Genomic DNA, 19,608 nt, shown 5'->3' with positions numbered 1-19,608 from the left:
CAACATATGGGTCCTCGCCAACGACAGGGACACGGTCGCTCTAAGACGCACGTCCTGCCCGTCATCCTGCTTTCGCTTTTGGGCTTTTTGCTCATCGCGGGCGTAGCATTTGGCATCGGCATGATCGGCAACGTCAACCGCTGGCTGTCCGACCTGCCCGACTACACCGACGCCAACGCCTATCTGGTCAGCGAGCCCACCGAGATTGTTGACTGCAACGGCAACAAGATCGCCAGCTTCTATACCCAAAACCGCAAGTCCATCACCAAGGACCAGGTCTCCCCGTACGTCCTGCAGGGCACGATCGACGTCGAGGACGAGCGTTTCTACGAGCACGGCGGCATCGACCTCTTGGGCATCGCGCGCGCCTCGGTGGCAACCCTTGCCGGCGGCCACGAAGGAGCCTCGACCATCACCCAGCAGCTGGTGCGCAACACCATCCTGCAGGAGGAGCAGTTCGACTCGACCATCGAGCGTAAGGTGCGCGAGGCCTATATCGCCATCAAGATGGAGGACATGTACTCCAAAGACGAGATCCTCATGATGTACCTCAACACCATTTACTATGGCCACGGCGCCTATGGCATCGAGGCCGCCGCCGAGACCTACCTCTCCAAGAGTGCTTCCGACCTCACCCTGAGCGAGGCCGCGCTGCTCATCGGTCTGCCCAACTCGCCTTCACAGTACGACCCCACGGTCAATCCCGACCTGGCGCTTTCCCGCCGCAATAAGGTGCTCGACAACATGCTGCGCCTGGGCCACATCACGCAGGAAGAGCACGATGCCGCGCAGGCTGAGCCCATCACCCTCAACGTGACCGAGATCTCGGGCAGCGGTGTCGACGTATACTCACAGCCCTACTTTGTCTCCTATGTCAAGCAGCTGCTCGAGCAGGAGTTCTCCACCGACGTGCTCTTTAAGGGTGGCCTGACTGTTAAGACCACCATCGACCCCACCATGCAGCAGGTAGCCGAGGAGGCTGTGCGCTCACAGCTCGACACGCTTTCGCTCGATGGCCTGGACATGGGCATGGTTGTCGTTGACCCCAAGACCGGCTACATCAAGTGCATGGTGGGCGGCTACGACTACAACGCCGACGAGAATCACGTGAACCACGCCACGGCCAAGCGTCCCGTGGGCTCCACGTTTAAGGCCTTTACGCTGGCAACTGCCATCCAAAACGGCATGAACCCCAACGTCAGTCTCAACTGCAACTCGCCACTCAAGGCCAAGGGCACCACGACCGAGGTGCAAAACTATGGCAACCAGAGCTATGGCAACATCACGCTTAAGCAGGCAACGGCATACTCATCCAACACCGGCTACATTCAGGTGGCCGAAGCCATCGGCAATGACAAGATCATGTCGCTCGTCAAAAAGCTCGGCATCGATCCCGCCAAGGACAATATCGAGGACGTTCCCGTCATGACGCTCGGCACCGGGTCCATCTCACCGCTCGAGATGGCATCGGCCTACGCCGCTTTTGCCAACGGCGGCTATTATCGCCAGCCGATCGCCATCACCGAGATCGACTCGCGTACCGGCTCGGTTCTGTACCAGCACACCGACAATCCCACGCGGGTGCTCACCGAAGGCGAGGCTGCCGCGGTTACCGACGTTCTATCCGGCGTCATGCAGGGCAGCGGCACGGGTGCCGCCGGCGCGCTGAGCGTCAACCAGCCCTATGCCGGCAAAACGGGCACCACTGACAACACCACCAACCTGTGGTTCTGCGGCTACACGCCGCAACTGGCATGCGCCCTGTGGACCGGTTATTCCGCAGGCGAGATTCCCATCCAAAAGTACGGTTCGGACCTGCTGGGCGACAGCACCAACCTGCCCGTCTTTAAGAAGTTCATGAACACCGTTCTTGCGGGCGCCGAGCGCGAGGAGTTCCCGACCGGAACGGCTCCCACGTACAAGAACAATAACGTCTGGAAGTTCTACGGCACAAACAACAAGAAGAAGGAAGAGGGCGAGGATAAGGACGAAGACGAGGAAGAAGAGGAGGAGACCACCGGCGGGAGCGGCAGCGAGGGCGGTAACACCGGCGGCGAAGGCGATGGCGGCGGTACCACCCCTACTCCCAACCCCGACCCCAGCCCCAGCCCCGACCCTGGCCCGACCCCCGATCCCAGCCCTAGCCCGACCCCCGATCCCAGCCCTAGCCCGACCCCCGATCCTTCCACAGGTCAGTAGATAGCAAAGCGCCCGAGCAGCTCAAATGCTCGGGCGCTTTTTGTTGGGACATACATGGCATATCGCGCGCAATCGAGATGCCAAGACAGGACCGTCACAAAAAGGGCGTCGGCTCAAAACCGACGCCCCTGTATTTCTGCCGTCTTAGCTGGCGTTGTTTACGCGCGTAAAGCTATTTACGCGCGGCACTGAGCTTGTTAATCAGCGCTTCGAGGCGTTCGCCATCCTCGGCAGTCTGAGCGATAACCAAAATCGTGTCATTGCCGGCAAGCGATCCGAGCACATCGGGCAGCTCGGCCGCATCGACAGCCGCGGCAATGCCCGAGGCGGTGCCGGGCTGAGCCTTAATCATAACCAAGTTGTCGGTGCGCAACACACCGGTAACCAGCTCGGAGACCATGCGCTGCAGGTGCAGGTCCTCAGCCAGAACATAGATGCCCTCGGGCAGTTTGCGCAGCCCCATATCGGCGATGTCACGCGAAACCGTCGCCTGCGTGCAATCAAAGCCCATGGCGCGGAGTTCGTCCACCAACACGCGTTGCGTACGCACGTCTTTATTGCGCACGATATCTCTGATGGCATCCTGGCGCCCGTTGCGTTTTTTAGCCATATAAAACCTCACTCCATAGATGGCGAAGACAATCTATCAGTGATTGAATAGTTTAGCGCTATTTGAGGCTATTTGTGAATAAGAACGCATTTCGAAACAATTCTATGCAAATTATTTGCGAATATGACACAGCTAGGCTATCCTTGCGCCCGTTCTGTTCAAAAAAGCAGCCAGATGCGCATACATAACGCAGCGCATAGGCTTAACGTTGGCAATCGGCCCAAACAAAAGCCCAAGGCCTCGGCGCTCTCCCTTAAGGGCCACCGCCATCTGGCGGGTCCGCACGTCGTTGAGCATATCACGCAATCGTGCCGTGCGCTCAATTGAAGACACCCCATGGGGGCTCAGGCACAAATTCTCGATACAAGCAACCAAGCGGTCATAGTAAAACCGTTGGCAGGCCAGCTTTAGATGGTTATCGTCATCTATTGCGTCAAATGGCACGCAAAGCTCTTCAAGCGCCTTGGCGTCATCGGAAAGTCGCGAGAACATGGTGGGGTCGAATGAATCCGCAACCGATGGCGCGGCCGTATGGAAACAAGCTTCGGCGCACCCAAATACGCGTGCCGCATGCGAAAGGGCAGGCGCCAAAAAGGCGATCGCACGATACGACTCGGCATGCTGCAGACACAACTCAAACAGGGCGCGTTCATACATCACGCCGGAATGTTGACAAACCAGACCGCTCTCGACCAGCTTGGCCAGGCCTGAAGCCCGGTCTCCATCGTCGGCAAGGGCAATGGATTGCGCATCCAACATACGAGAATGGCGTTCCCGATGCGTATCGTAGCGATCGAGCGACACCGAGGGAAATACGATATCTGCCGAGGTCTCACAAGCGACATCGAGCATTGCCAAAAACGCGTGCGGCGCAAACCACTCATCGGCGCTCATAGCGATAATGTGGGCCCCGCGCGAAGCGGCAAAACCCTCGCGAAGGCAAGCTCCGCTCGACGGATCGTCAACGTCTATCAGATCGATGTGAATATCTCTGCCCGCGGCAACATCGAGCGAATGACGAACGCCCGGCGCAGCGTTGCGACATGCAACGACAATCTGCATATCGTAGAGGTCTTGGTTTTGGACGCTTTCGAGTGCACGCATCGCGTAGCTGGGCGAACCCTCCACAACAAGGATCACCGAAAGTCGCGGAAGCGAGCCACGTCGAAGCAAGTTATCCATCCTCTCGACAGCAATAATCAACTGCCGTTCATGGTACACCCCGGCAATAAACGCAATGAGTCGCCTGATGCGCTGCACGCCAAGAACAGATGTTGCACACGGCTCGCCCACACGAGCAGCATACTTAGATGGCTCTCGTTTCTCCCCTATTCGAGCGCGACGAGCTCGGTGGGGTCATAATCTACGCCCATAAAGGTAAGGCCGCACGCCGGCGCCGTGGGACCCGCAGCAGTACGATCGCAAGCGTCAATCACCTCGCGCATCCACTCGGGATCGCGGCGATGCATGCCGATCTCGACGAGCGTTCCCACGATGGTGCGCACCATCGAATGCAAAAACGCATTGCCCTCGATGGTAAACGTGAGGATATCCTCGCCAAAGGCGACCTCGTGGCCAAACTCGGCACGCATCACGCAACGATGCGTTGGCTTGCCCACGGCAGAAGCGACCTTACAAAAGCTCTTAAAGTCCTGTTCGCCCAAAAGCGCTGGGCAGGCGGCTGCCATCGCATCCACGTCCAAAGGATAACGATGCCACCATACCGCACCACGCGATAGCACCGGACGCGCATCGCGATCGGCAATGCGGTAGGTATAGGTCCGAGAACGTGCGTCAAAACGCGCAGAAAAGCCCTTACGGGCCTTGTAGACCTCATTAACGGCGATATCTTTGGGCAGCAGCGCATCCATAGCTCGCAGCCACCTGCGGCGCGTTAAAGCGAGCTCAGCGTCCGTAACGGGCACGCTGATGTATTGGGCCACCGCATGCACCCCTGCATCGGTGCGCCCGGCACACGTCAAATCGACTGAGCGGCGCAAGAGCGTCTCTATGGCAAGACGCAGCTCTCCGGCAACCGTCGTCTGCCCCGGCTGCTCGGCAAATCCGCTATAGGACGAGCCGTCATAGGCAACACGAAACACCAACGTGGCATCGAGCTCTGGAGTCAAATTGAAATCAGACGGCGCGGTCATGGGCGCTCCCAACAAACAAACAACGATATCGTGACAAAAAAAGAGGGGTACGCGAACGTACCCCTCGAATATAGCCTATGCAGACGAATTGTCTACTCAGCGGTCTCCTCAGCAGGAGCCTCCTCGGCAGCGGTCTCCTCGACAGCCTCGACCTTCTTGGGAGCAGCGGCCTTCTTGGGGGCCGGAGCAGCCTTCTTGGCCTTGGGCGTGCAAGGCTCGGTGACGAGCTCCATGATAACGATGGGAGCGTTGTCGCCCTTACGGTTACCGAGCTTCATGATGCGGGTGTAACCGCCGTTGCGATCCTGCCACATGCCCTGAGCAGCCTTGTCGAAGATCTCGGCAACGAGCTGCTTATCGCCGAGCTTGGCGATAGCCAGACGACGAGAGTGCAGGTCGCCCTTCTTGGCCCAGGTGATGATCGGCTCGACAACCGAACGCAGCGCCTTAGCGCGGGTCTCGGTGGTCTTGATGCGGTCGTTCTCGAAGAGGGCCTTGGCCAGGCTCTTCTTCATGGCCTTGGTGTGGCTCGCATCGGTGCCGAGCTTCAGGCCCTTCTTAACGTTGTGACGCATGGTCTAGTTTCTCCTCAAATATGCGAAGCATTAAGCCTTCAGGCTCAGGCCCATGGACTCAAGCTTGTCCTTCACTTCCTCGATCGACTTAACACCGAAGTTGCGGATGTTCAGAAGATCGTTCTCCGAGAACTCAACGAGCTGACGGACCGAGTGAATGCTGGCACGCTTAAGGCAGTTGTAGGAACGGACAGAAAGGTCCAGATCCTCGATCTGCTTGTCCAGCTCGGCGTTGTCGTTGGTGACCTCGGGAGCGAAGATCGAAACCTCCTCCTCGACCTCGGGGGTCTCGGCAAGGTTCATAAAGGCAGCCATATGCTGGTTGATGATATTGGCAGCCTGGACCACGGCGTCGCGCGGGGCGATGGAGCCGTTGGTCTCGATCTCGAGGACAAGGCGGTCGTAGTCGGTGTGCTGACCGACACGGCAAGCCTCAACGAGCTTGGCGCAACGGGATACCGGCGAGTACAGCGAGTCGACGTGGATCACACCGATGGGATCGTTGTCGCGCTTGTTGGCCTCGCCAGAGACATAGCCGCGGCCATAGCCGATGCGCATGCTCATGGTGAGATGGCCGCCCTCGGTGAGCGTAGCGATGTGCTGCTCGGGGTTGACCAACTCAAACTCGGACGGAATAAAGAAGTCCGCACCGGTGACCTCGCAGGGGCCGTCAACCGAGATGGTGGCGGTCGCCTCGTCGGTCGTGCCGAGAGCCCTGAAGACAAGACCCTTGACATTCAGGACGATGTCAGTGACATCCTCGACCATGTTAGGGATGGTCATGAACTCGTGCTGCGCACCATCGATCTGAATAGCCTCGACGGCGGCACCCTCGAGCGAGGACAGAAGAACGCGACGCAGGGAGTTGCCCAGCGTATCGCCGTAACCGCGCTCGAGCGGCTCGACGGAGACACGAGCAGACGTCTCGTTGATCTCTTCGACCTGAACCTGAGGCCTAATGAATTCTGACATGTATTACCTCCAGCCTCAGCAGCCCGGATGGACTACTTAGAGTAGAGCTCGACGATGAGCTGCTCGTTGATATCACCGCTGATCTGCTCACGCGTCGGCAGAGCGAGCACGTTACCAGACAGCTTCTCGATATCGACCTCAAGCCAGCCAGGGACCTCAAAGCGCTCGGAGGAAATCAGAGCCTCCTTGATGGGGAGGAGGTCACGGAACTTCTCGCCGACAGCGACGACGTCGCCGGCCTTGACGCGGTAGGACGGGATGTCCACGCGCTTGCCGTTCACGGTGAAGTGACCGTGGCGGACGGACTGACGAGCCTCTTTACGGGTGCGAGCGAAGCCAAGACGGAAAACAACGTTGTCGAGGCGAGACTCAAGGATGATCATGAGGTTCTCACCGGTGACGCCGTTCATCTTACGGGCCTTGTTGAAGTAGCCGTGAAACTGCTTCTCCAGAACGCCATAGATGAACTTGACCTTCTGCTTCTCGCGCAGCTGCATGCCGTACTCAGATTCCTTGCGACGGCGCTTGGGCTGACGGATAGATTCCTTCTTGCTGCTGTAACCGAGCTCAGCGGGATCGATCCCGAGCTGACGGCAGCGCTTAAGAACAGGAGTCCTGTCGATTGCCATATTGATACGATCCTTTCAGTTACACGCGGCGACGCTTCTTGGGGCGGCAGCCGTTGTGCGGGATGGGGGTCTTGTCCTGAATGCTCGAGACCTCGAGGCCAGCAGCCTGGAGGGAGCGGATGGCGGTCTCACGACCGGAGCCGGGGCCCTTGACGAAGACGGAAACCTTCTTCATACCGTGCTCCATGGCCTGTTTGGCAGCAGCCTCGGCAGCCATCTGGGCAGCGAACGGCGTGGACTTACGGGAGCCCTTGAAGCCCACCTGGCCAGCCGACTTCCAGGAAATGACGTTGCCCTGGGGATCGGTGATCGAAACGATCGTGTTATTGAACGTAGAACGGATGTGAGCCTGGCCCACGGAAATGTTCTTACGGTCCGCGCGCTTCAGACGGGCAGCGCGAACGTTCTTCTTAGCAGTAGCCATCTATCTAGCGCTCCTTATTTCTTCTTCTTAGCACCGATCTGACGCTTCGGTCCCTTGCGGGTACGAGCGTTAGTGTGGGTGCGCTGGCCGCGGACCGGGAGGCCCTTGCGGTGACGAAGGCCGCGGTTGCAGCCGATGTCCATAAGGCGCTTGACGTTCTGGTTGCGCTCACGGCGGAGGTCGCCCTCAACCATGATCTGGTTCTTGTCGATATACTCGCGGATGGCGTTAACCTCATCCTCGGTGAGGTCCTTAACGCGCGTATCCACGTTAACGTTGCACTCGACGCAAATCTTCGTCGCAGTGGTGCGGCCGATGCCGTAAATGTAGGTCAGACCGATCTCAACGCGCTTCTCACGCGGGAGGTCGACACCATTAATACGGGCCAACGTAGTCTCCTCTCTTAACCCTGACGCTGCTTATGACGGGGGTTCTCGCAAATGACGAGGACCTTGCCATGGCGCCTAATGATTTTGCACTTATCGCACATCTTCTTGACCGAAGGACGTACCTTCATCGTTCTTCCTTTCGGTAGCGCTCAAACTACTTCCCTACTATCTACTCGCCCAGCCGCAGGCGTTTAAAACTATGGCTGGTCTTCACACACAATCCGACCGTAGGTTGAGCTAAGCCTGCAGTCGGAAATAGAGTGTGTGTATGCGTGCCGCTATTTGTAGCGATAGGTGATGCGGCCGCGGGTCAGGTCGTACGGGGAAAGCTCCACGACAACCCTGTCACCGGGGAGAATACGGATGTAATTCATTCGAATCTTGCCAGAAATGTTGCACAGAACCGAATGACCGTTCTCGAGCTCGACCTTAAACATGGCATTAGGCAACGGTTCCTTTACCGTACCCTCGAGCTCAATTGCGTCTTCCTTCTTCACAAGCAATCATCTTTCTCTAGAAAACGACAGCGATTGAGTATTCTACAACACGTATACACGCATCGTAATAACTTCGTAATGGCTCCACAACTACGTGGAACTTGTTACATTTGAAATGTAAAACAAAGCCGTTCCCTGATGCCCAAGATCGCCTTGAAATGAGAAGGCATAGACCTTGGGGTCATGCCTTCGAAATTGAAAGGCGAGGTTGGGCATCAGGGGGCGGCGACTTTTACATTTCTCCACCTTGGAGCGAACACCAGGATCCTTGCGCATCGGTGGTGAGAATCACCGGACCGTCATTGGTGATGGCGACGGTGTTCTCGTAGTGCGCGGCGGGCAAGTGGTCGTTGGTGGTGACGATCCAACCGTCGGAGCCCGTGCTCACATGGTTGGAACCCATCGTTACCATCGGCTCGATGGCAATGACCATGCCGGCCTGGAGGCGAACGCCCCTCCCCTTCTTTCCATAGTTAGGAACGTTGGGGTCCTCGTGCATCACGCGGCCAATGCCATGGCCCACATAGTCACGAAGCACGCCATAACCGTGAGACTCGGCGAGGGACTGGACGGCATAACCAACATCCCCGATATGGTTACCGGGAACAGCCTGCTCAATGGCAGCCTTAAGGCAATCGCGCGTAACCTCGCACAGGGCCTTGGCCTCGGGCGTAGGGGTGCCGACGAAAAACGTCCATGCGTTATCGCCAACCCAACCGTCGACAACGGCTCCCGTATCGATAGAGATAATATCGCCATCGCGCAGGATCATATCGGGGTTGGGAATACCGTGGACCACGGCATCGTTGATCGATGCGCAAATGGTCCCCGGGAACCCGCCGTAACCCTTAAAGGCCGGGGTGCCGCCATGCATGCGGATAATCTGCTCCGCGAGCTGATCGAGCTCAAAAGTCGAAACGCCGGGGCGCACCATGGCTCCAACGTGGCGGAGCGCCATCTTAGATAGCGCTCCTGCCTTCTTCATCTGCTCGATTTGCGTTGCAGACTTAATCTTAATCATAGACCGAGGGCCTCTTTGACATCCCCGTATACGGTCTCGCGAGCCTGGTCACCGTTGACCGACTTGAGCAGACCCTGGCCACGATAGTAATCGACAAGCGGGCTCGTGGACTTCTCGTAGACGTCGAGACGGTTCTTGATGGTCTCGGGCTTATCGTCGTCGCGCTGATACATCTCGCCGCCGCATTTGGGGCAGGTAACATCGGCAGCAGTGCCGGTGTAACCGCAGGCGCGGCAGGTGCGACGCGAGGACAGACGATCGATGATGACCTCGGGGGCCACGTCGACCAGAAGGGCGCAGTCGATCTCGCGACCCATGCCGGAGAGCTCGGAATCGAGCGTCACAGCCTGGGCGGTGTTGCGCGGGAAGCCGTCGAGGATGAAGCCCTGCTGGGCGTCATCAGCGGCAAGGCGCTCCTTGACAAGGTCGATCACGAGCTGGTCGGGAACGAGCTCGCCAGCGTCCATGTACTTCTTAGCCTGAATACCAAGCTCGGTGCCACCCTTGACGGCAGCACGCAGCAGGTCGCCCGTGGAGATGTGGGCGACGCCAAACTCGGCGACGAGCTCCTGTGCAACGGTGCCCTTACCGGCACCCGGAGCTCCGAGCAATACGAGGTTCATGAGCAATCCTCCTCTAGCCTATTTAAAGAATCCATCGTAATCATACATCTTGATCTGGCCTTCGAGCTTGTCGACCGTGTCGAGCACGACGCCGACCATGATGAGGATGGACGTGCCGCCAAATGCCTGGATCAGCTGATTGCCCGTGAAGGAGAAGATGATCGAAGGCACGATGGCGATGAGCGCCAAAAAGACAGCGCTGGGAAGCGTAATCTTGTTGAGCGCGTTCTTGATGTAGGCCGCGGTAGCCCTACCCGGACGAACGCCCGGAATAAAGCCGCCTTGCTTCTTAAGGTTGTCGGCCGTGTCATCGGGATTGAACACCATGGAGGTGTAGAAGTACGCGAAGAACACGATGAGGACAACGTTAAGCACCCAGTTGAGCCAACCGGTCGAAAGCGCAGAGGCAACTGCCTGAATCCAGCCGATGCCGGGGAAGAACACGGCAACCTGAGCCGGGAAGTACAGCAGCGCCGAAGCGAAGATGATCGGCACGACACCCGCGGTGTTGACCTTGATGGGCAGGTAGGTGGTCTGGCCTCCCATCATGCGACGGCCCACGACGCGCTTAGCGTAGGAGACCGGAATGCGGCGCTGGCCGCGCTCAAGGAAAACGATCAGCGGGATAACCAGCAGGATGATGGCGCAGATGATCACCATAGTGATGATGCCACCGCCATTGCCCTCGGTGCTGGAGAAGATCGCCTGCGGCAGACCGGCCATGATGTTCGCAAAGATGATCAGCGACATGCCATTGCCGATACCACGCTGGGTAATGAGCTCACCAATCCACATGATCAGCATGGCGCCCGCGGTGAGCGTGCCGACGATCATGAGGTCGAAGATGATCTCGGGAGCGTCGGCGCCATTAAAGCTGATGCCGAAGCTCTTAAAGAGGAAGAGGTAACCCACGGAGTTGAGGATTGCCAGAGCCAGGGTGAGGTAACGCGAATACTGCGTAATCTTGGTCTGACCGACCTCGCCCTCGCGGGCAAGCTCATGCAGGGAAGGCACAACGGCCTGGAGCATCTGGAGGATGATCGAGCTGGTGATGTAAGGCATGATGCCCAGCGAAAACACCGACACATAGCTCAACGCGCCGCCAGAGAAAAGATTCAGGAGGGCCATAGCACCTGCGGCGACCGAATTGTTATCGGTCGAGAAAAGGCCCAGCATCCCCTGGAAGGGAATGCCGGGCACAGGAACGTGCGCACCAATGCGGTACACGACGAGCATAGCTATGGTAAAAAGAATCTTTTCGCGCAGCTCTTTGATGCGGAAAGCATTCTTAAGACCATTTAGCACGGCAGCTCGACCTTTCCGCCGGCGGCCTCGATCTTGGCCTGCGCAGAAGCGCTGACCTTGTCGACCTTGACCGTGAACTTCTTGGTAAGCTCACCATTGCCGAGCACCTTGACGGGCTCGAACTCGCTCTTGGTGATGCGAGCGGCCTTAAGAGCGGCACCGTCGATCACAGCACCATCCTCGAACTTACGCTCGAGACGCTCAACGTTAACAGCGGTGTACTCGATACGACGGGGGTTGCGGAAGCCCGGAAGCTTGGGCAGGCGCATAGCCAGCGGAGTCTGGCCACCCTCGAAGCCGGCACCCTTGGTGCCGCCAGAGCGAGAGCCCTGGCCCTTCTGGCCGCGGCCAGAAGTGGTGCCGTGACCCGAAGAATTGCCACGGCCAACGCGCTTGCGGTTCTTGGTGGAACCGGGCGCGGGAGTAAGATCGTGAAGCTGCATTTGCTACTCCTCTACAATCTCGACAAGGTGCTTGACCTTGAAGATCATGCCGCGGACGGACTCGTTGTCAGTAATCTCGCGAACCTCGCGGATCCTGTGGAGACCGAGGGCACGGACAGTACGGACCTGGTCCTGCTTGCAACCGTTGGTGCTGCGGACCTGCTTGATCTTGATGGTGTCAGCCATGCTTAGTTCTCCTTACCGACGAACATCTCGGAGACCGTCAGGCCACGGCGAGCCGCGACGTCCTCAGGGCTGGAGAGCTCCTTGAGGCCCTCGACGGCAGCCTTGATGATGTTGAGGCCGTTGTCGGTACCGAGGGACTTGGACAGGACGTTCTTGATGCCAGCAAGCTCAAAGAGGGGACGCACAGCGCCGCCGGCGATAACGCCGGTACCCTCGACAGCGGGCTTGATGATGATGCGGCCGGCACCAAAGTGGCCGATAACCTCGTGCGGAATGGTGCCCTCTTCGGTCACCGGCACGTGGAACATGTTCTTCTTGGCATCGAGAGACGCCTTGGAGATGGCCATGGGCACCTCAGCGGACTTGCCCATGCCAACACCGACGTTGCCCTTGCCATCGCCAACGACGACGAGAGCGACGAGGCTCATGCGACGACCGCCCTTGACGGTCTTCGACACGCGGTTGATGTAAACGACGCGCTCCTCGAACTCGGAGGCCTCGCGCTGCTGCTTCTGATTACGAGCCATGTGCTACATACCTCCTAGAACTCGAGACCGGCGGCACGAGCACCGTCGGCGAGGGCCTTGACGCGGCCATGGTAGATACGGCCACCGCGATCGAAGGCGACCTTGGTGATGCCGGCCTCGATGGCACGCTTGCCAACGAGCTGACCGACCTTCTCCGCAGCCTCCTTGTTCGAGGTGTGGGTGCCCTTGAACTCGGCCTCGAGGGTCGAGGCAGAGACGAGCGTCAGGCTGGAGCCCTTGCTGTCGTCGATGATCTGGGCATAGATGTTGGCGTTAGTACGGGTCACGCGAAGACGCGGACGCTCGGCGGTACCCGAGATCTTGCCGCGAACACGACGCTGACGACGCTTGAGGCCTTCCAGCTTCGCCTTATGCTTGTTCATACGTAAACTCCTAAAAAGGTTGATCTTGCCAGCACCTAACGGGGTGCTGGTCTTATGCGAGTGAGTCGGTTACGACTACTTGGCGGCCTTACCCAGCTTGCGGCGGATGTGCTCGCCAACGTAGTGGATACCCTTGCCCTTGTAAGGCTCGGGAGGACGATGGCCGCGGATCTCAGCGGCGATCTGACCGACCTGCTGCTTGTTGATACCCTTGACGTTCACGTGGGTGTTGTCGGGAACCTCGAAGGTGATACCCTCGGGAGCCTCGACGATCACGGGATGCGAGAAGCCCAGGGAGAACTCGAGGTTCTTGCCCTTCTGCTGCACGCGGTAACCGACGCCGGCGAGCTCGAGCTTCTTCTCGAAGCCCTCGGAAACGCCAACAACCATGTTGTGGATGAGGGCGCGGGTGAGGCCGTGGCGGGCACGGGTCTCACGCTCGTCGTCGGGACGGGAAACGGTGAGGACGTTGTCCTCGATGTTGATAGCGAGCTTCTCATAGACATCGAGCTCGAGCTGGCCCTTGGGGCCCTTGACGACAACGTTGTTGCCGTTGACTGCCACTTCGACTCCGGCGGGAATCTGGACAGGCTTATTACCGATACGAGACACGGTGATCTCCTTTCCTTCTACCTACCGAGCGAATTACCAGACGTAAGCGATGATCTCGCCGCCGACGTTGTGCTTGCGAGCATCGCGGTCGGTCATGACGCCATGGCTGGTGGAAATAATGGCGGTACCAAGGCCACCGCGGACGCGGGGCATGTCGGCAACGCCGGTGTACTTACGCAGGCCCGGCTTGGAAATGCGGCGGATGCCGTTGATGACCTTAGCCTTCTTGGGACCATACTTAAGCGTGATGTGCAGAGTCTTCTGGGGAACGGTGTCCTCGACATCGTAGCCCTCGATGTAGCCCTCCTCGTGCAGAACACGAGCGATCTCGACGAGCTTCTTGCTGCTCGGCATGGAGACCGTGGCCTTGTTCACAGAGTTAGCGTTACGAATGCGCGTAAGCATATCTGCGATCGGGTCTGTAAGGTTCATACAGATTCTCCTTCGTTCTTGATGAACACGTGCTCTTGGTTCTTCGCCGCCCTTAACGGCAAAGCCTAACTAGCACGTTTTCCCTGTTCCAAACGGATGCTTGAAACGCTGGTAGTGACTTACCAGCTGGCCTTCTTAACGCCGGGAAGCTCGCCCTTGAGTGCAAGCTCGCGGAAGCAGACACGGCACAGGCCAAACTTGCGGTACACAGAGTGCGGACGGCCGCAGCGCTGGCAGCGCGTGTACTCACGAGTAGAGAACTTCTGCTTGCGATTGCACTTGACGATCATCGATGTCTTAGCCACTTATATCCTCCTCACATAGAGTATTGTTCGCCCCAAGCGCCGCCCCCTTGTGGGAACGGCGCTTATAGGGCAGGTGAACCTATTTCTTGAACGGGAAACCAAAGGCGTCCAGAAGGGCCTTGGCCTCCTCATCGGTGTTGGCGGTGGTCACGAAAGTGATGTCCATACCACGCTGGTGATCGACGGAGTCAAAGTCGATCTCGGGGAAGATGAGCTGCTCGGTGACGCCCATGGAGAAGTTACCACGGCCGTCGAAGCTCTTGGCGGAGATGCCGCGGAAGTCGCGGATACGGGGGATAGCGACGGAGGTCAGACGATCGAAGAACTCCCACATACGGTCGCCACGCAGGGTAACCTTGCAGCCGATCGGCATACCAGCGCGCAGGCGGAAAGTAGCGATGGACTTGCGGGCACGGGTGATCATCGGCTGCTGGCCGGTGATGGCGCGCAGATCGCGCACGGCACCGTCGATGGCCTTGGAATCGGTAGCGGCCTCGCCGACACCCATGTTCACGACGATCTTCTCAAACTTGGGGATCATCATGACGTTCTCGTACTGGAACTTATCCTGAAGCTGCTGCTTGACCTCGTTGTTGTACTTGGCCTTCAGACGCGGCACATACTTCTCTTCTGCCATTGTTCACTCCTTCTTGGGGTTTTAAGCACGGGGCGTGGCCACGGTGGGTTGTCCTCGTGCCTCCTGACTGCATCCGCGCCGCTCATGGCATTTCGCGGTTTGGACTCGACGCAGCAGGAGCCGACAAAACAATCGGTACTATACGCGCATTGGGTACGTATTTCCAGAAAAACATCGTCTGCCTGCACAACTCCACAACTCCCCCGCACAAATGGGTCCCAAAAAGCAGTTGCGGTGAAATAGGGACTGTTTGACAGCTTAACCGGCTTAAACAATCCGTATTTCACCGCAACTCATATATGGGGCGTTATTTTTGGCGAGGCAGGACCAGGTTGAGGACGACGGCGACAAGTGCGGCGACGGCAATGGAGGATCCGCCAAAGACGGTGTCGACCCATGCGGGGAATCCAGCGCCGGCAAGCGCGCCGGCCGTGCGCTCAATGCCCGTGCCAAAGGCGATAGAGAGACCCATGAGCGTGGTATCGCGCTGAGACAGGCCGTGGCGGGAAAACATGACCACACCGTTCATGCCGATGGTTGCGAACACGCCGATTGTGGCGCCGCCGATCACCGGCTGCGGAATGGACGTGAGCACTGCCGCGCACTTGGGCAGCAGGCCCGCGACGAGCAGAATGGCGGCTGCGAGCGTAAAGACCATACGGTTGACGACCTTGTTCTCGGCAATGATGCCCACATTCTGGCCAAAGGTTGCCGTGGGGACGCCGCCCAAAAAGCCCGAGAGCATACCGACGAGACCATTGGCGATCAATCCGCCCGAGATCTGACTATCGGTCGCGGGGGTATCGAGCGCAGCAGAGGACACGGCGGCAAACTCTCCCATAACCTGCACGGCGTTCACGATGGCCACAACGCCCACCACGGCGCACGCCGCTGGATCGAACACCAGACGATGGGCACCAAACGCCGGTGGGGCAAACCAACTTGCAGTCGCGACAGCCGAGAAGTCGACCATGCCCAACACCGCCGCAACGACAAAACCTGCGCAGATGCCGGCCAGGATGCTGCCCAGCTTGAGCGCACCCTTGCCATAGTTGCCGGCCATAAAGGTGACGACAAACGTCACGAGCGCGACGGTCCAGTTGGTGACGCTGCCAAAATCGGCCGCGCCCTCCCCGCCTGCCATGGACGCCACGGCAACCGGGCACAGCGACAGGCCAATGACAAAGATGACGGTACCGAGCACCGGAGCTGGGAACAGAAAGCTCACGCGCTTAAACAAAAGACCAAAGAGCACGACGAGCGCGCCGCCGATAACTTGAGCGCCCAGCACGGCCTCGAAACCAAGCTCAAGACCGACCGCTTTAAGTGCCGGCACGAAGGTAAAGCTCGCACCCATCACAATGGGCAAGCCCGAGCCGACGATGCCTTTTATGGGGAACTGTTGAAGGAAAATGTCAAGCGCCGAGAGGACCAGAGACGCCTGAATGACGGCGGCTTCCTCTTGAGGCGTGAAGCCGCAGACCGACGCGATGATGATAGCGGGCGTAACGATACCCGCGAATGCCGCCAGCACATGCTGCAGTGCATGGGGCAATACCTGCACAAACGAAACTTTTCCCGTACGCTCGAACAGGGCGTCCCCTGCCACCGACTCTGCCATTTGCGCCTCCCATACCCTAGGCAGCGGCCCTATGCCGCCCAACGGGCGGACATTATAGGGCATATGGCACAGGTAGCATTTTGACCCGCATGCGGCAGAGGGCTGGGGTAGCTAATTTGGGACGGGGCTCTTTTAGCTACCCAACAGTGAGCGAACGCCTCGAGATGATTTTTCTGGGACGGGGATTTAAAAATCATTGTGTACCTAATGATTTTTTAATCCCCGTCCCAGAAAAATCATCGAGCAGGCAGGGTAGCTAAAAGAGCCCCGTCCCAAATTAGCTACCCCTGGGATGCGACTAGCGCTTGCGGGGGACGAGCTTGGTGCGACGCAGATGGATCATCTCGGCGGCGATGGAGATGGCGATCTCTTCGGGGTCCTCGGCCTGAATGGCAACGCCGATCGGCAGGTGCAGCTCGTCGATCTGGTCCTGCGTAAAGCCCTCCTGCTCCAAGCGAGCCCGCACAAAGGCCGTCTTGCGGCGCGAACCCAGGCAACCCAAATAGGCGGGCTTGGCGCGCAAGGCCTGAATCACCACATCGATATCGGACTTGTGGCCCGCCGTGGCGACGACTACCAGATCGCGCGGACCGATGGGGCATTGCTCGTCCAGGTTCTTGTAGTCGACCAGACGACGGTCGTAGACGCCGGGTACCCATTCGGGCGTAAACGTGCCGGGGCGGTCATCGCACGCCACGACGGCAAAGCCCGCCGCCGTGAGCACGCGCGCCGTCGCGGCGCCCACGTGACCGCAGCCAAAGATGTAGGTCAGGCCCTCGGGGCAAAGCGTCTCGATGTGCGCCGGGGGAATCTCGGAGGCGGCGTTGGTGTAGGTGACCTTACTCCCCTCTTCCGTCAGCGAAAGCCCGGGGCAACCCACAATGGTGCGGCGCGACTCCTCGCCATGGTATTCGGCAGCGTCGCTTTCGAGCGCGCTTGCGATAAACGGTTCAAAGTCGATGACGAAGTCGCCGATGCGTCGATACGCCAAGACGTCGGCAACCGACTGGAACAACGGCGCCTGCGATGCATCCAGGTGCAGATAGCACAGGCAGATGGCTCCGCCGCAGATCATGCCGGTATCGGAGTTCTCGCCGCCCATGGTGTAGCGGACCAGGCGCGACTGCCCTGCGGCCAACAGCTCGCGCGCCTCGTCCAGCGCAAGGAGCTCAATCTTACCGCCACCGATGGTGCCCGCTTGGCTGCCATCGGCAAAGACGGCCATCCAGGCGCCCACGCCGCGCGGCGATGACCCTGCCGTGCCGGCAACTACCACCAGCTCGCACGTCCTACCAGCCTTCAGAGCGCCAAGCGCAGCATTCACCACATCGAGCTTTTCCATCGTCGCTTCCTATTCCCTAAAAACGTCGGCAAGCATGGCGAGCGCCTCGAGCACGCCGCCGCCGACCGACGTCGCCTTGTCCGAAATATAGTTGATATAGCTGGCATCGCCGCGTGGATCGACATCGGCACATTTAAAGCCCTCGGTCACCAGAACGCCGTCGGCCAAAAGCCCGCGCAAGCAGCCGTCAATCTGCGTGACCATGGGAGTGTCGCCCGCATACCCGATCACATCGCCGGCACTCACGATGTCGCCGATCGCGCGGTCGGACCTAAACACACCGGCGGCGGGGCTGTGGATAACGCGCTCCTTGCCATAGCCGGCGATGACACCCGGCACGCCCGTATTGGGCTGGGGCGAGCCTTGGGTGATGACGCGGCCGAGGAAATGCCCACGCATGGTCTCGACCACAGCATCGCAATCGACCGGCGCGGTAAAGCCCGGTCCTACGGCGATGACGACAGGCGCCATATCGCGCGTGGTACCCAAATTGCGCTTGGCCAGGATCGCGTCGACCACGGCAGCGGGCTTAAGTTCGTCGAGCATCTTGGCCTGGGGATCCACCACGACGGCGACATCTCCGGCCTGGGTAATGGCAAGCGCCTCTGCCGGCGCCTGCGCCAAGCGGGCACGAATGCCCTCGACCTGAACCTCGCCCAGGCGAATGGCCTCGCAAAAACTGATCGTGCGACGGATACACGTGGGAACCGCGATATCGGCCATGACAACCGACACGCCGGCGCGCACCAAACGGGCGGCGACGCCCGTGGCGATATCGCCGGCGCCGCGAACATAAACGAGCATTTCCGGGGCACCTCCCTGTGCTACGGTTTGAGCAGAGCAAAAGCGGTTCGACCGCTACTCTGATGATTATTTATTATCACAGTATTATACGGCGGTGAACAGATGGAAACGACGAGCGGAAACCTTGCCTCCGCGCTCAAGCTCGAGCCGGGCATTACCGCGATTATCGGCAGCGGCGGCAAGTCGACCTTGCTAAAGACGCTCGGCCTTGAGCTTATGCGCGCGGGCGGCCGCGTGCTCCTCTGCACCACCACGCATATGTTTCCCGTCGCCGGCGTGCCATGGAACGGGTCGAGTCGTCGCCTGGACGCCGCACCTTGGAAGCCGGGCGCCGCACATGTCCCCGGTTGCACCTGCGAGGCCTGCGCGGGCCTTGCGCGGGGAAGCATCTGCCAAGCAGGTGTCTTGGACCCCGAGACGGGCAAGCTCTCTGCCCCCGCTGAGCCGCTCGGCGAGCTAGCACAGCGCTTTAACTACGTCTTGGCCGAGGCGGACGGCAGCAAGCGGCTCCCGCTCAAGGCCCACGCCGCCTGGGAGCCGGTGATTCCCTCTGGCACGGCCAACATCGTCTGGATCGTCGGCGCCTCGGGGCTCGGCAAGCCCATCAACGAAGCCGTCCACCGCCCCGAGCTCTTTTGCGAGCGTTGCGGCTGCGAGCCCACCGACATCGCCACGCCCGAGCGCGTCGCCCAGGTGCTCAATGCCGAGATGCAGGCGCTGAGGCTCGACGCCGCGCACGTCATACTCAACCAAGTCGACGCGCTCAGCGACCCCACGATGGCCGACCGCTTTGAGGCTGCCCTCGGCCGCCCCGTCGTCGCCACCAGCCTCCAGGGGTAGCTAATTTGGGACGGGGCTCTTTTAGCTACCCCATGTTGAGAGAAAAATCATCAGGTAGGCAGGGTAGCTAAAAGAGCCC

The 19,608-nt window shown here is 59.4% G+C and carries 26 protein-coding genes; 2 read left to right on the top strand and 24 right to left on the bottom strand.

Annotation, left to right across the window (positions count from 1 at the left end; translation table 11 throughout):
• Positions 1 to 6 precede the first annotated feature (6 nt).
• A complete protein-coding gene (locus tag ACTNB2_RS01895) occupies positions 7 to 2,199 on the top strand; it encodes a transglycosylase domain-containing protein (RefSeq protein ID WP_427727173.1) in 2,193 nt (730 codons plus the stop codon).
• A 172-nt stretch (positions 2,200 to 2,371) separates the two neighbouring features.
• Here the strand turns inward: ACTNB2_RS01895 and ACTNB2_RS01890 are convergent, their stop codons facing one another.
• The 24 genes from ACTNB2_RS01890 to yqeB all read right to left on the bottom strand — a co-directional run bounded on the left by ACTNB2_RS01890 (position 2,372) and on the right by yqeB (position 18,689).
• A complete protein-coding gene (locus ACTNB2_RS01890) occupies positions 2,372 to 2,809 on the bottom strand; it encodes an arginine repressor (protein ID WP_154516043.1) in 438 nt (145 codons plus the stop codon).
• 132 nt (positions 2,810 to 2,941) lie between these two features.
• A complete protein-coding gene (locus ACTNB2_RS01885; RefSeq protein WP_441044630.1) occupies positions 2,942 to 3,991 on the bottom strand; it encodes a glycosyltransferase in 1,050 nt (349 codons plus the stop codon).
• Positions 3,992 to 4,137: 146 nt separating this feature from the next.
• Positions 4,138 to 4,962 (bottom strand): tRNA pseudouridine(38-40) synthase TruA, encoded by an 825-nt coding sequence (gene truA / locus ACTNB2_RS01880; protein WP_427717709.1) that lies wholly within the window; start codon positions 4,960 to 4,962, stop codon positions 4,138 to 4,140.
• A gap of 92 nt (positions 4,963 to 5,054) precedes the next feature.
• Positions 5,055 to 5,537 carry a 50S ribosomal protein L17 gene (gene rplQ / locus ACTNB2_RS01875; protein ID WP_271742473.1) on the bottom strand — a complete coding sequence of 161 codons (483 nt, stop codon included), beginning with the start codon at positions 5,535 to 5,537 and terminating at the stop codon, positions 5,055 to 5,057.
• Between the two features lie 30 nt (positions 5,538 to 5,567).
• Entirely contained in the window at positions 5,568 to 6,509 is a 942-nt protein-coding gene (locus ACTNB2_RS01870; protein WP_154516055.1) for a DNA-directed RNA polymerase subunit alpha, read from the bottom strand.
• A 32-nt stretch (positions 6,510 to 6,541) separates the two neighbouring features.
• Positions 6,542 to 7,138 carry a 30S ribosomal protein S4 gene (gene rpsD, locus ACTNB2_RS01865; protein WP_006235275.1) on the bottom strand — a complete coding sequence of 199 codons (597 nt, stop codon included), beginning with the start codon at positions 7,136 to 7,138 and terminating at the stop codon, positions 6,542 to 6,544.
• A 19-nt stretch (positions 7,139 to 7,157) separates the two neighbouring features.
• The gene (gene rpsK / locus ACTNB2_RS01860; protein WP_006235274.1) at positions 7,158 to 7,562 is read right to left on the bottom strand and encodes a 30S ribosomal protein S11; all 405 of its coding nucleotides are present in this window, start codon (positions 7,560 to 7,562) and stop codon (positions 7,158 to 7,160) included.
• A gap of 14 nt (positions 7,563 to 7,576) precedes the next feature.
• On the bottom strand, positions 7,577 to 7,951 hold the full coding sequence (rpsM, locus tag ACTNB2_RS01855; protein ID WP_154516058.1) for a 30S ribosomal protein S13: 375 nt from the start codon (positions 7,949 to 7,951) through the stop codon (positions 7,577 to 7,579).
• 14 nt (positions 7,952 to 7,965) lie between these two features.
• Entirely contained in the window at positions 7,966 to 8,079 is a 114-nt protein-coding gene (rpmJ, locus tag ACTNB2_RS01850) for a 50S ribosomal protein L36 (RefSeq protein WP_006363204.1), read from the bottom strand.
• A 150-nt stretch (positions 8,080 to 8,229) separates the two neighbouring features.
• Positions 8,230 to 8,448, bottom strand: a complete 219-nt coding sequence (gene infA, locus ACTNB2_RS01845) for a translation initiation factor IF-1 (RefSeq protein WP_035137443.1) — start codon at positions 8,446 to 8,448, stop codon at positions 8,230 to 8,232.
• Between the two features lie 232 nt (positions 8,449 to 8,680).
• The gene (gene map / locus ACTNB2_RS01840) at positions 8,681 to 9,469 is read right to left on the bottom strand and encodes a type I methionyl aminopeptidase (protein WP_329738298.1); all 789 of its coding nucleotides are present in this window, start codon (positions 9,467 to 9,469) and stop codon (positions 8,681 to 8,683) included.
• The gene (locus ACTNB2_RS01835) at positions 9,466 to 10,092 is read right to left on the bottom strand and encodes an adenylate kinase (protein WP_441044628.1); all 627 of its coding nucleotides are present in this window, start codon (positions 10,090 to 10,092) and stop codon (positions 9,466 to 9,468) included. The genes map and ACTNB2_RS01835 overlap by 4 nt, the downstream gene beginning before the upstream one ends.
• 18 nt (positions 10,093 to 10,110) lie before the next feature.
• Complete coding sequence (secY, locus tag ACTNB2_RS01830; protein ID WP_441044626.1) at positions 10,111 to 11,397, bottom strand: preprotein translocase subunit SecY; 1,287 nt, start codon at positions 11,395 to 11,397, stop codon at positions 10,111 to 10,113.
• Positions 11,391 to 11,840 (bottom strand): 50S ribosomal protein L15, encoded by a 450-nt coding sequence (rplO, locus tag ACTNB2_RS01825; protein ID WP_006235267.1) that lies wholly within the window; start codon positions 11,838 to 11,840, stop codon positions 11,391 to 11,393. The genes secY and rplO overlap by 7 nt, the downstream gene beginning before the upstream one ends.
• A gap of 3 nt (positions 11,841 to 11,843) precedes the next feature.
• Positions 11,844 to 12,026 (bottom strand): 50S ribosomal protein L30, encoded by a 183-nt coding sequence (gene rpmD, locus ACTNB2_RS01820; protein WP_154516067.1) that lies wholly within the window; start codon positions 12,024 to 12,026, stop codon positions 11,844 to 11,846.
• 2 nt (positions 12,027 to 12,028) lie between these two features.
• Positions 12,029 to 12,553 carry a 30S ribosomal protein S5 gene (gene rpsE, locus ACTNB2_RS01815; RefSeq protein ID WP_154516070.1) on the bottom strand — a complete coding sequence of 175 codons (525 nt, stop codon included), beginning with the start codon at positions 12,551 to 12,553 and terminating at the stop codon, positions 12,029 to 12,031.
• Positions 12,554 to 12,567: 14 nt separating this feature from the next.
• The gene (rplR, locus tag ACTNB2_RS01810; RefSeq protein ID WP_118270231.1) at positions 12,568 to 12,936 is read right to left on the bottom strand and encodes a 50S ribosomal protein L18; all 369 of its coding nucleotides are present in this window, start codon (positions 12,934 to 12,936) and stop codon (positions 12,568 to 12,570) included.
• A gap of 75 nt (positions 12,937 to 13,011) precedes the next feature.
• Positions 13,012 to 13,548, bottom strand: coding sequence for a 50S ribosomal protein L6 (rplF, locus tag ACTNB2_RS01805; RefSeq protein WP_370450587.1), 537 nt, complete (start codon positions 13,546 to 13,548; stop codon positions 13,012 to 13,014).
• Between the two features lie 33 nt (positions 13,549 to 13,581).
• A complete protein-coding gene (rpsH, locus tag ACTNB2_RS01800) occupies positions 13,582 to 13,980 on the bottom strand; it encodes a 30S ribosomal protein S8 (RefSeq protein ID WP_006235262.1) in 399 nt (132 codons plus the stop codon).
• 119 nt (positions 13,981 to 14,099) lie between these two features.
• The gene (locus ACTNB2_RS01795) at positions 14,100 to 14,285 is read right to left on the bottom strand and encodes a type Z 30S ribosomal protein S14 (protein ID WP_022094280.1); all 186 of its coding nucleotides are present in this window, start codon (positions 14,283 to 14,285) and stop codon (positions 14,100 to 14,102) included.
• 79 nt (positions 14,286 to 14,364) lie between these two features.
• The gene (gene rplE, locus ACTNB2_RS01790; protein ID WP_154516073.1) at positions 14,365 to 14,922 is read right to left on the bottom strand and encodes a 50S ribosomal protein L5; all 558 of its coding nucleotides are present in this window, start codon (positions 14,920 to 14,922) and stop codon (positions 14,365 to 14,367) included.
• Positions 14,923 to 15,229: 307 nt separating this feature from the next.
• Positions 15,230 to 16,543: a uracil-xanthine permease family protein gene (locus ACTNB2_RS01785; protein ID WP_441044624.1), complete on the bottom strand. Its 1,314-nt coding sequence runs from the start codon at positions 16,541 to 16,543 to the stop codon at positions 15,230 to 15,232.
• A gap of 298 nt (positions 16,544 to 16,841) precedes the next feature.
• The gene (locus ACTNB2_RS01780; RefSeq protein ID WP_441044622.1) at positions 16,842 to 17,885 is read right to left on the bottom strand and encodes an XdhC family protein; all 1,044 of its coding nucleotides are present in this window, start codon (positions 17,883 to 17,885) and stop codon (positions 16,842 to 16,844) included.
• 9 nt (positions 17,886 to 17,894) lie between these two features.
• Positions 17,895 to 18,689 (bottom strand): selenium-dependent molybdenum cofactor biosynthesis protein YqeB, encoded by a 795-nt coding sequence (gene yqeB, locus ACTNB2_RS01775; protein ID WP_441044620.1) that lies wholly within the window; start codon positions 18,687 to 18,689, stop codon positions 17,895 to 17,897.
• Positions 18,690 to 18,791: 102 nt separating this feature from the next.
• Between yqeB and yqeC the strand changes: the two genes are divergently transcribed.
• The gene (yqeC, locus tag ACTNB2_RS01770; RefSeq protein WP_441044618.1) at positions 18,792 to 19,529 is read left to right on the top strand and encodes a selenium cofactor biosynthesis protein YqeC; all 738 of its coding nucleotides are present in this window, start codon (positions 18,792 to 18,794) and stop codon (positions 19,527 to 19,529) included.
• Positions 19,530 to 19,608: the final 79 nt, after the last annotated feature.

It is taken from the genome of Collinsella sp. HCP28S3_G2, from assembly GCF_052065125.1.
In the GTDB taxonomy this organism is placed as follows: domain Bacteria; phylum Actinomycetota; class Coriobacteriia; order Coriobacteriales; family Coriobacteriaceae; genus Collinsella.
The sequence above is the reverse complement of the archived record's forward strand: the minus strand, read 5'-3'. Positions and strand labels throughout refer to the sequence as shown.